Genomic DNA, 10,374 nt, shown 5'->3' with positions numbered 1-10,374 from the left:
CCACGAAGACCGTTGCGGCGAAGGAAGTCGCTCGCCGTATTCAGGACCTGGCCCAGTCACTTCAGGGCTTTGACCGGTGCTGCGCGAAGTGCTGCCCTGACCCCAGGGACCCGTCGGTCGGCTGCGAGAGCGGGCCCGCCCCACCGGGACAGGCCCGCTCGACGTCACCGGGGGGCCGGTGACGGCATTACCTCCGCGGGACGTCCTTGACGAACACCATCCCGTCGTATCCGGCCAGGTGGGAGGGGTCGAGCGAGGCGTAGCCGTAGTACGGGGACACGCGGGCGGCGGGCCGTGTGTCGGCGAGGACGGTCGCCAACCGGCGGACGTCCACGAGGTAGCGGTCCTCCGGGAGCGCGTACAGAAGCCCCTCGACGGTGTCCGGCGGCGGAGTGTCCACCCCCTTGTGGTGGATTGTGCCGAGAGAGGTGGCCAGGAAGGCGTATCTGTCGCCCAGTTGGGCGCTCACCAGCGCGCCGGCGCTCCACCACTCCACCGGCCGGCCACCCATCCGCATCGAGCTCCTGGCCCGCTGGAGATGGCCGTTGTGCGCGTGGACCAGTGCGGGTCCCCGCTCGGCGAGGGCGAGAAGGTTGCCGGCCATCATCCGGTCCCTCAGGCCCAGCAGCCGCGTCATACGGCTCGGTGAGGCGTCGGCCATCCAGAAGTGGTAGCGCAGCAGGCCGGTCGCGGTGCGCCCGTACAGGCGGGCCCGGTTCCACTCGTCCCGCGAGGTCGCCGTGATCAGGTGCGGCGTCCGCTCGTCGAGCAGCGCCACCAGATCGTCGGCGAGCAGCCGCAGCTCCCTGGCCCCCTCCGACCGCCCCACGGACCGGGCCGGGTCCCTCATCGCGGCGGGATCGGTCCACCGGTCGTCGGCGCCGAGCAGACGGTCGAGCGTCTCCGCGGTGCAGGGGAGCAGGGCCGCGTCCACCTGGGCCGCGAGACAGCCGTGGAGTGCGGTGAGGGCCCCCCGGGGGCTCGCGGCGTGGGTGATCTCCAGCGGGCCGTCGAAACCGGCGAAGCGGAGGCTCTCGGACGCGGGCCGGCCGTCGTTGTACGCGCGCATCCACCGCACCAGTTCGCGGTTGGCGGCGGACGCGGTGAGCCCGAGATCGGGGTGGCTGAACCCGTTCGCCATGACCCCGTCGAGGGTGCCCGTGCCGCCGGTGACGTAGTCGTCCACGACCAGGCCCCTCATACAGTCGCTCTCGACCGCGATCGCCCGGTAACCCTCCTGTTCCACGAGCTGCCGGAAGAGATCGTTGCGCAGATCGAGCAGTGTCTCCTCGCCATGGGTGGGCTCGCCCAGGGCGAGCAACCGCGGCCGGGACGGAAGCAGTTCCATGACGGCCGCGGCTTCGACGGCGTGGACGGTGTCCTTGATGTCATTAGCCATGCCTTGAACGCTATCGCTGAACTTTCAATTGAGACTTTCACGCCATTTCAAGGGGATGGCGGAGCACAACCCTCAAACACACGACCACCTGCCCGGCGCACCTCAGACGTCCACCACCAGGACCGCGACAGCCGGCTCGGGCCACGGGCACGCATCTCAGACGTTGTGCTGTCGCGCGATGTCCCGTGCCGTACGGGCAGCCCTGCGCTCCGTGTCGGTGAGGGCTCCGCTTCCCACCCCGAACAGCCCCTGGCGAAGGAACACGGCGAGTCCGTGTGCGGCACCGGCGACACGGAGCAGCAGGTCGAACGCGTCGTCCGGGTCCGGGGCCAGCCGGCGGACCACGGGCAGCAACAGGGCGGCCACCTCGTCTCCGGCCGCGGCCAGTTCGGCGAATCGCGACTTGTCCAGTCCCGCGTTGAAGGTTATGTCGAACAGGGCCGGCTCCTCGGCCGCGAAGCGGACGTAGGCGGACGCGAAAGCGGCCAGTTGCCCGACGGGGTCCTCGCCGCCGCCGACCGCGACGGCGAAACGATCCCGCTGCTCGCGGTATCCACGCGTGGCGAGCTCGGCCAGCAGTGTCTCCCGGTCGGCGAAGTGCTTGTACGGCGCCGCGACGCTCACTCCCGCCCGGCGGCTGGCCTCGGCCAGGGTGAAGCCGTGCGGGCCCCGTTCACCGACCAGGTCGAGGGCCGCACGCATCAGCGCGTTGCGCAGATCCCCGTGATGGTGACCGACGGGGCGCCGCTTGACGGGAGGACTCATGGGCTAAGGTTAACACCACTTACTAGGTGATAGCCATTAACCAACCATGGGGGCCGTCATGACCGCTGTCCGTTTCCACCACATCAGCCTCTCGGTCGCCGACCTCTCCGCCCAGGAAACCTGGTACGGAGACGCCTTCGGGCTCACGCACGTGGAGGAGCGCCTGGAGATGCCGGAGGCGGGGCTGCGCACCGTCGTCCTGAGTGACGGGGCGGGCCTGCGCGTCGAATTCGTCGAACGGCCCGGTTCGAGTCCCGCCTCGTACACCGACCCCTTCGCCGCCACCGTCGTGCAGACCTTCACGCACCTGGCTCTTCAAGTCCCCGATCTCGACGCCGCGTTCGCGCGCCTGACCACGGAATGCGGCGCGGTCCAGGTCTCGTCCCCGGGACCCGGCGTGACCGAGGGCATGCGTTACGCGTACGTCGCCGACCCGGAAGGCAACCTGCTGGAGCTGATCGAAACGTCCTGGGGCGGGTCCTAGGGTGTCTGACAAATAGCGCCGTCCGCCCGCAGGGCGGGGCGCGCGGCGGGATTTGTCAGAAACGGCCTAGCGGTCGCGGGAGGCGAGGAGCAGGCCCGTCACGCTGCCGGCGTCGGTGATCTCCCCCGCACGCACCGCCGCGACGGCTGCGGGCAGGGGACGCCGGTGGACCGTCATGCCGACCTCCGCCCCGTTCCTGCGCATCGTGCCGGGCCGCAGGTCGGTGGCGAGCATGAGGTGGGTGCGGGCGGTGATGAGGCCGGGCAAGGGGTCGATCACGCCAAGTGTGTCCACGTGCGCGGCCGTCAGACCCGTCTCCTCCTCCAGCTCTCGCAGAGCGGCCCGGTAGCGGTCCTGCCCGTCCGTCCCGCCGCCGGGCAGATGAAGCATCCGGCGGTGCTGGAGGTAGAAGTCGTCCTCGACCAGGAGGACTTGGCCGTCGCTGTCGAGTGCGACCACGCGTACGCCGTCCTCGACGGCGACGTGTTCGTAGACGCCTGCCGTGCCGTCCGGCAGGCGCACCGCGTCCCGACGCACCGTCAGAACGGGTCCCTGGTGCACGATCTCTGTCCCCAGCCGCTTCCACCCCATACCGGGGATTCTGTCAACCGCCGCAGACACGCACAGGCCGCCCTGGCCGGAGACCAGCCCGGTGACCGCCTGGCCGCGCAGCTCGTCGGACCCGGCCGGCCCCACGAGGCACCCCCCCTGGCGGTCCGGGCGGCGCCTGTCGGACTCGTCCGCATCGCCGGGGGCCCGGAGTCGTTGAGTTCGGGGAGGGGCGGACGGCCGCCGGGGTACGTAGGCCCTCCCGCACTGCGAACCGATTGATTGGGAGAGAGAGCCATGTCAGTTCCCCGTTATCTGGCCGCGGTTCTGACCGCCGCCACCGCGGCCACCGCGTTATCGACCACACCCGCGACGTCCGGGGCCTCGCCGCGGGCCGGGGTGATCAAGCTGACCAATGAGGAACGCGCCAAAGTCGGCTGCCGGGAACTGCACGGCAACGTCGCCCTCGGCAGGGCCGCCCAGCGGCATTCCACGGACATGGCCAAGAACGACTTCGTCGGCCACACCGGTTCGCGTGGCAGCACCATGGAGACGAGGGCGGAGGCCGCCGGCTACTCCGGATGGAGGTCGCTCGCGGAGAACGTCGCCGCAGGCCAGAAGAGCCCCGCGGAGGTCGTCAAGAGCTGGATGCAATCGCCGGGCCATCGGGCGAACATTCTCAACTGCTCACTCACGCACATGGGCGTTGGCTACGTGAAGAAGAGCGGCACCGCCCATGGCAAGTACTGGACGCAGGACTTCGGAACGAAGTCCTGACGAACTCCGGCCGGCGGTTCGTGAAGCCGGCGAACCGGCCAGGTTTGGTGGGAGAGCGCGGGGTTACACGGAGTGCGTACCGAACGAAACGGTCCACCGTTCGAACCTCAAGATTGGAAGCGTCATGATTCTCCTTGGTCTCGTTCTGCTCATCATCGGCCTGGCGGTCGGCGTGTCCCTCCTCACGACCATCGGCGGCGTGCTCGTCCTGATCGGCGCTCTCCTGTGGATCCTCGGCGCCACCGGTCGCGCCGTCGGTGGCCGTAGGCACTACTTCTGAGGCTTCCGGGCGAGAAAGGCGTTCCACTCACACGCGGGTGATGCCCGTGATGGCCTCAAGCGTCAGGTCCCGGTCGTGCGGTTCGCGGGTCAGGGCGCGGTGGAGTGCCAAACACTCCGGATGGGCTACGGCAGGCGCCGGCCTTCGGCCGGGCCGGTGGCGGCGTGCAGGCGTGCCGCGTCGCGGCCGGGCGGTGCGCCGAAGAGACGGCGGTATTCGCGGGTGAACTGGGACTGGCTGTCGTAACCGACCAGGTGCCCGGCGCCCGCGACGTCGTTCGGCTGGGCGAGCAGCAGGGAACGGGCCTCCTGGAGCCGGATACGTTTCTGGAACTGCAGCGGGCTGATGGCGGTGATCGCGCGGAAGTGCCGGTGGAACGCCGACGTGCTCATGCCCGCGAGCCGGGCGAGGTCGTCGATGCGCAGAGGTTCGGCGTAGTTCTCGCGGATCCATTGGACCGCCCGGTTGATATGGGTCAGATTGCTGTCGGGCAGACCGATCTGGCGGATCATGCCGCCGTGCGGTCCGGAGAGCAGCCGCCACAGGATCTCCCGCTCGATCAGCGGAGCGAGTACGGGCGCGTCGGCCGGGTGGTCGAGCAGCCGCACCAGCCGGGTCGCGGCGTCGAGCAGTTCGGGGCCGGCTTCCCCGGTGGTGATCGCCGGCGGTACGGCGTCTCCGCGCGTACTCCGTCGGGCCGTGCTCTCCAGCAGCAGCGGGGCGATCGCGCCCGGCCGCAGCGCGAGTCCCAGGCCGAGGGAGGGGTGGCCGGGGCCGGCGCCGAGGAAGTGGCCGCTGACCGGGAGATCCGTGGTGACGATCAGATACTGGCCCGCGCGGTACTCATAGACCTCGTCACCGAGCAGGAGCCGCTTGCCGCCCTGGACCATGACCACCAGAAGCGGCTCGGTCAGCGAATGATGCGGCTCGGTGGTCTCCACCCGGGAGAGGAAGAGTCCGTCGATCGCGGAGCCACCGTCCGCGCGCGCGTGGGACGCGATCAGCGTTCTGAGTTCGTCGAGCGGCTCGGTAGTGGTGGACATGCACTCCACGAAAGCACTCCCGACCTTCCCGAGCAAGCCTGATCCGGGCGAACTCGGCAGGATCGTGCAAAAGCCCGAGCGGATCGGTCTACACCGGACCACCCGGGTGAGGTGTGCTGGAGGTGTTCGTTCCTGTACGCCATCCAGCAAAGGTGGGGCTCATGTCACTCGACCATTACGTCACCCTCGGCCGCTCGGGACTGCGTGTCAGCCCGCTCGCACTGGGCGCCATGACCTTCGGGCGGGACCCCGGGGGCGCGGGCTGCGGCGTGGAGGAGTCGGAGAAGATCCTGGCCGCCTACCTGGACCGGGGCGGGAACTTCATCGATACGGCGAACTTCTACACCAACGGCCACTCCGAGAAGATCCTCGGCGACTACTTCGCCGCACACCCCGGGCTGCGTTCACACACCGTGCTGGCGTCCAAGTTCTTCTTCAACATGTTCCCCGGGGACCCCAACGGCGGCGGCGCGGGCCGGGGGTCGATCACCGCCCAGCTCGACGAGTCGCTTCGCCGGCTTGGCACCGACTATCTGGACCTGTACTGGTTGCACAACTGGGACCGCAGCACGCCGATCGAGGAAACCATGCGGACCCTCGACGACCTGGTGCGGGCAGGCAAGATCCGCTACATCGGGTTCTCCAACACCCCGGCGTGGGTCACCGCGCAGGCACAGACCATGGCCCAGCTCCGAAGCTGGACCCCGCTGATCGCGCTCCAGGTCGAGTACTCGCTGCTGGCCCGCACCGTGGAGGGCGAGATCGCCCCGCTGGCACAGGACCAGGGCATGGCCCTCGTGCCCTGGAGCCCGCTGAAGAACGGCTTCCTCTCCGGCAAGTACCGGCGCGGCGCCGAGGTGGTCGACTCCGCGCGCACCGCCTTCGTCGGCGGGCCCGGCGAGGAGGAGTACGCCGTCATCGACACGGTGGCCGCCATCGCCGACGAACTGGGCACCAACTCCGCCGCCGTCTCCCTCGCCTGGCTGCGGGCCCGGCAGGGCACCGTCGTACCGATCCTGGGAGCCCGCCGCGTGGAGCACCTGGAGAACAATCTCGCCGCCCTTGAGACCGTACTCAGCCCGGAGCACGTACGCGCCCTGGACGAAGTCTCCGCCCCGACGCTCGACTACCCGGCCCCCATGCACGGCGAGCCGCGCGCGATGCTGCAGTTCGCCGGAGCCACGGTGGACGGCCAGGAGTCCGCCGTATATCCGCCGCTGCTGCAGAGCGACGTCCGCTACTGAGAGGTCCCGGGCGGTCCTGACGGGCCGCGCCGCCGTGCGGCATCTCGCCGTGCGGGCCCCGTCCGCCGGCCGTACGGTCGGCGACGTGGGAGGTGAGCCGGACCATGACGTCCACGAACGGCACCGACGAGAACGGCGAGCGGTACGACGCCGAGCGGTACGACGCCGAGCCCTTCCTGCCCGGCCGAGGCGGACTTCCCGCTCACCGGAAGGCCGCCGCCGACTGCCACGGCTGCCCCCTCTACGAGGACGCGAAGGGGACCGTCTTCGGATCGGGTACGAGTGCGGCACGGCTCATGCTCGTCGGCGAGGAGCCCGGGGACCAGGAGGACCGGCAGGGCAGGCCGTTCGTCGGGCCGGCCGGGCATCTGCTGCGGCGGGCGCTGAAGGAGGCGGGGCTCGACGAGGAGCCGACGTACCTCACCAACGCGGTGAAGCACTTCAAGTTCACCCGCTTCGAGGGGAGCGGGCGGCGCATCCACAAACCGCCGAGCCTGCGCGAGATGACCGCCTGCCGCCCGTGGCTCGACGCCGAACTGCGCCTGGTGAGGCCCGAGATGGTCGTGGCGCTGGGCGCCATCGCCGTCCGCTCGCTGCTGGGTCCCTCGTTCCGGGTGACGAAGGACCGGGGGAGTACGGTCCCGCTGCCTTCTCCCCCGGGGAGCGACGCTACGCGGACGGAACAGGCAACGGTCCTCATCACGCTGCACCCGTCCGCGGTTCTGCGCTCCGACGACCGCGAGGCGGCGTACGCGGGTTTCCTGGCCGACCTGCGGGTGGCGGCGGACGCGCTGCGCTGAGCGTCGAAAGGCGCGGTAGGGGATGGGCGGCGAGAACGCCGATCAGGCCCGGTGCCGATTTCCCGGCACCGGGCCTGTCTGTGTCTCATCCGTCAGGAGGGCTCGAAAACCCTCTGGGACTCAGGTCGCTTCAGCAGGTGCTCACGCGGGGTCGATACGGGAGATGGTGCCGCCGAGGGCGAGCACGTACAGCTCGCGGTCGCCGCCCTGCACGAAGGAGATGACCTCGCCGCCGCTGACCCCGAGGTCGCCCTGGCCGGTCACCTTGCCGTTCTTGAGCTTCAGGGACCGGACGGTGCCGTCGCAGTAGTCGCTGTACAGGTACTGCCCCCTGAGCTCCGGGATCTTGGATCCGCGGTAGACGAAGCCGCCGGTCACCGAGCAGCCCAGCCCCAGACGGTCGTACTCGTGCACCGGCGGGACGTGGTTCGCGGGCTCTGTGCCGCCGCGGAAGGGGTGGTTGCCCTCCATGGAGGCCCAGCCGTAGTTCTCGCCGCCGCCGCTGTTCGCGGAGGCCCAGTCGATCTCTTCCCATTCGCTCTGGCCGACGTCGCCGATGAGCATGTCGCCCGTGCCGGAGTCGAAGGAGAAGCGCCAGGGGTTGCGGAGCCCGTACGCCCAGATCTCGTCCTTCGCGTTCGGGTCGCCCACGAAGGGGTTGTCCGCCGGGATCGCGTACGGCTTGGCGCCGTTCGGGTCGATGCGCAGCATCTTGCCGAGCAGGGTGTCGAGCTTCTGCCCGTTGCCGTGCGGGTCCCCGCCCGCGCCGCCGTCGCCGAGGGCGATGTACAGGTAACCGTCGGGGCCGAACTTGATGTCGCCGCCGTTGTGGTTCTCGTACGGCTGCGTCTGGGTGATGACGGTACGCCGGGTGTTCGGCTGGATCTTGCCGTACCGCATCGTGAACTCGTCCACGGTGCTGGTGCCTTCAAGGTCCGTGTACGAGATGTAGAAGTGCTTGTGGCCCTTGTCGAACGCGATGCCGAGCAGGCCGCGTTCGCCGTCGGTGGTGGTCTCGGCGGAGATGTCGAGGACCGGTCGTCCGAGCCCCTGTGCGCCCAAGACCCGTACGGTACCCGCGCGTTCGGCAATCCAGACCTGGCCACCCGGACCGGCGGTACCGGCGATGGGGTTCTGGGCTGTGGCCACTTGCGTCAACTCGACTCCCGCCGCCTTGTGCGAGGCGGCGGGCTCGTCGGCGGACGCCGTGGTGAGGGCGAGGGAAGCAACAAGGCAGACGGCGCTGATGATCGCCGAGCTTCTGGTGCGAACTTTCACCGTGACTCCTAGAGGCGGCGAATGGGGAGGTGACCCGGCTGCTCGGGGCAGAGATCTTGGGCATCGCCCGCGCGCCAGCACGCAACCTGGGGTGTGGGGATCTTGGGCTACTGGCCACGGATGAATCTACAGGGGCCAGGACGGTTGGCCTAGACCAATGCCCCGCCCATTTACAGCCGTTCGCTTTCCGTCGGCGGCGGTTTCAGCGCCGGCTCTCGCCGTCGGTTCAGCGCTGGATCGCCTTGGTCTCCAGGAACTCCTCCAGGCCCTGGCGGCCGTACTCGCGGCCGTTGCCGGACTGCTTGTAGCCACCGAACGGGGCGAAGGGGTTGAACCGCGCGCCGTTGATGTCGACCTGTCCGGTGCGCATGCGCCGGGCGATGGCCAGGGCGTGCTCCTCTTCGCCGAATACGGCTCCGGTGAGGCCGTAGATCGTGCTGTTGGCGATCTCCACGGCATGGTCGTCGTCCGTGTAGGGGATGACCGCCAGAACCGGGCCGAAGATCTCCTCCTGGGCGATCGCCGACCGCGGGTCGACGTCGGCGAAGATCGTGGGCCTGACGTACGCGCCGCCGGTCAGGCCCTCGGGCCGGCCGGGGCCGCCGAGGACCAGGGTGGCGCCGTCGGCGATGCCCCGCTCGATGTACGCGGTGACGCGTTCGCGCTGCGCCTCGGAGGCCAGCGGCCCGAGACGTACGCTCTCGTCGGCCGGGTCGCCGACCGTGTACTCGGCGGCCGCCTCCCGTAGCAGACCGACCACCTGGTCGTGCAGCGCGGCGGGGACGAGCATACGGCTGTACGCGCCGCAGACCTGGCCGTTGTTGGCCCAGGCGGCGGCCAGTCCGCCGGTGACGGCGGCCCTCAGATCGGCGCCGGGCAGGATGATGTTGGCCGACTTGCCGCCGAGCTCCAGGGCGACCCGCTTGACCGTTTCGGACGCGACGGCGGAGACACGCCTCCCCGCCCGGGTGGAGCCGGTGAAGGACACCATGTCGACGCGCGGGTGGGCGACCAGCGCCTCGCCGACCGCCTCGCCGGTGCCGTGCACGACGTTGAACACCCCGGCCGGCAGCCCGGCGGCCGCTGTGACCTCGGCGAAGATCCGCGCGGCCAGCGGGGCGACCTCGGCAGGCTTGAGCACCACGGAATTTCCCGCGAGCAGGGCGGGGACGACCTTGGTGACGATCTGCTGGACGGGGAAGTTCCACGGCACGATCGCGGCGACCACGCCGACCGGCTCCCGCACGATCAGCGAGTTCGCGATCTCCTCGCTCCACGGGAACTTCTCCGCGACGTCGGCGAGGCTGTCGACCGTCATCGGGGGCAGGCCGATGGCCAGCGTGCCCGTCAGCGAGCGCGCGGCGCCCATCTCGGCGGTCATGGCGGCGGCGATCTCGCCGCCGCGCTCCTTCAGGCCCGCGCCCACGCGCCGTATGACCGCGGCGCGTTCGGCCGGGTCGGTCGCGGCCCACCCCGGGAAGGCGGCGCCGGCCGCCTCCACGGCGCGGTCGACGTCCGCCGCCGTGCCGTCGGGGACGGCGGCGACGACGTCGCCGGTGGCGGGGTTGACGACCTCGATCAGGGGGCCGTCGAAGGGGACGGCGCGGCCGTCGATCCAGTGGGCGGGGGAGGGGAAGCTGAGTGCGCTGTCGGTGTTCATGGCCCCGAGCGTCACAAGGTTCGGGAAGCGCAACCAGGGACAGAGTGTCCCGTGATCCAGGTCACAGGTGTGCTGTCGGCGGGCCGGTCCGCGGA

Annotated in this window: 11 protein-coding genes; 5 read left to right on the top strand and 6 right to left on the bottom strand. The window is 70.2% G+C overall.

The features are described 5' to 3' along the window. Positions 1 to 187 precede the first annotated feature (187 nt). Together ACIBBB_RS18700 and ACIBBB_RS18695 are read right to left on the bottom strand one after the other, a co-directional pair. Positions 188 to 1,399: an erythromycin esterase family protein gene (locus ACIBBB_RS18700; RefSeq protein WP_398983240.1), complete on the bottom strand. Its 1,212-nt coding sequence runs from the start codon at positions 1,397 to 1,399 to the stop codon at positions 188 to 190. Positions 1,400 to 1,555: 156 nt separating this feature from the next. After that, positions 1,556 to 2,164 carry a TetR/AcrR family transcriptional regulator gene (locus ACIBBB_RS18695; RefSeq protein ID WP_398983237.1) on the bottom strand — a complete coding sequence of 203 codons (609 nt, stop codon included), beginning with the start codon at positions 2,162 to 2,164 and terminating at the stop codon, positions 1,556 to 1,558. Between the two features lie 58 nt (positions 2,165 to 2,222). Here ACIBBB_RS18695 and ACIBBB_RS18690 point away from each other — a divergent pair, with 58 nt between their 5' ends. Beyond that, positions 2,223 to 2,648, top strand: coding sequence for a VOC family protein (locus tag ACIBBB_RS18690; protein ID WP_398983235.1), 426 nt, complete (start codon positions 2,223 to 2,225; stop codon positions 2,646 to 2,648). 66 nt (positions 2,649 to 2,714) lie between these two features. Here the strand turns inward: ACIBBB_RS18690 and ACIBBB_RS18685 are convergent, their stop codons facing one another. Further along, the gene (locus ACIBBB_RS18685) at positions 2,715 to 3,239 is read right to left on the bottom strand and encodes an NUDIX domain-containing protein (protein WP_398983233.1); all 525 of its coding nucleotides are present in this window, start codon (positions 3,237 to 3,239) and stop codon (positions 2,715 to 2,717) included. A 255-nt stretch (positions 3,240 to 3,494) separates the two neighbouring features. Here ACIBBB_RS18685 and ACIBBB_RS18680 point away from each other — a divergent pair, with 255 nt between their 5' ends. After that, the gene (locus ACIBBB_RS18680; protein WP_398983231.1) at positions 3,495 to 3,974 is read left to right on the top strand and encodes a CAP domain-containing protein; all 480 of its coding nucleotides are present in this window, start codon (positions 3,495 to 3,497) and stop codon (positions 3,972 to 3,974) included. A 124-nt stretch (positions 3,975 to 4,098) separates the two neighbouring features. Further along, positions 4,099 to 4,254, top strand: coding sequence for a hypothetical protein (locus ACIBBB_RS18675; protein WP_398983229.1), 156 nt, complete (start codon positions 4,099 to 4,101; stop codon positions 4,252 to 4,254). Between the two features lie 125 nt (positions 4,255 to 4,379). Here the strand turns inward: ACIBBB_RS18675 and ACIBBB_RS18670 are convergent, their stop codons facing one another. After that, positions 4,380 to 5,297, bottom strand: a complete 918-nt coding sequence (locus ACIBBB_RS18670; protein ID WP_398983227.1) for an AraC family transcriptional regulator N-terminal domain-containing protein — start codon at positions 5,295 to 5,297, stop codon at positions 4,380 to 4,382. Between the two features lie 161 nt (positions 5,298 to 5,458). Between ACIBBB_RS18670 and ACIBBB_RS18665 the strand changes: the two genes are divergently transcribed. Next, positions 5,459 to 6,541, top strand: coding sequence for an aldo/keto reductase (locus tag ACIBBB_RS18665; protein ID WP_398983224.1), 1,083 nt, complete (start codon positions 5,459 to 5,461; stop codon positions 6,539 to 6,541). 104 nt (positions 6,542 to 6,645) lie between these two features. After that, positions 6,646 to 7,341, top strand: a complete 696-nt coding sequence (locus ACIBBB_RS18660; protein ID WP_398983222.1) for a UdgX family uracil-DNA binding protein — start codon at positions 6,646 to 6,648, stop codon at positions 7,339 to 7,341. A 141-nt stretch (positions 7,342 to 7,482) separates the two neighbouring features. Here the strand turns inward: ACIBBB_RS18660 and ACIBBB_RS18655 are convergent, their stop codons facing one another. Together ACIBBB_RS18655 and ACIBBB_RS18650 are read right to left on the bottom strand one after the other, a co-directional pair. Continuing rightward, the gene (locus tag ACIBBB_RS18655; RefSeq protein ID WP_398983220.1) at positions 7,483 to 8,619 is read right to left on the bottom strand and encodes a PQQ-dependent sugar dehydrogenase; all 1,137 of its coding nucleotides are present in this window, start codon (positions 8,617 to 8,619) and stop codon (positions 7,483 to 7,485) included. Positions 8,620 to 8,845: 226 nt separating this feature from the next. Next, on the bottom strand, positions 8,846 to 10,279 hold the full coding sequence (locus ACIBBB_RS18650) for an aldehyde dehydrogenase family protein (protein WP_398983218.1): 1,434 nt from the start codon (positions 10,277 to 10,279) through the stop codon (positions 8,846 to 8,848). Positions 10,280 to 10,374: the final 95 nt, after the last annotated feature.

Source organism: Streptomyces sp. NPDC051217 (assembly GCF_044455465.1).
GTDB lineage: Bacteria > Actinomycetota > Actinomycetes > Streptomycetales > Streptomycetaceae > Streptomyces.
This window is presented reverse-complemented; position numbering and strand designations above follow the sequence as displayed.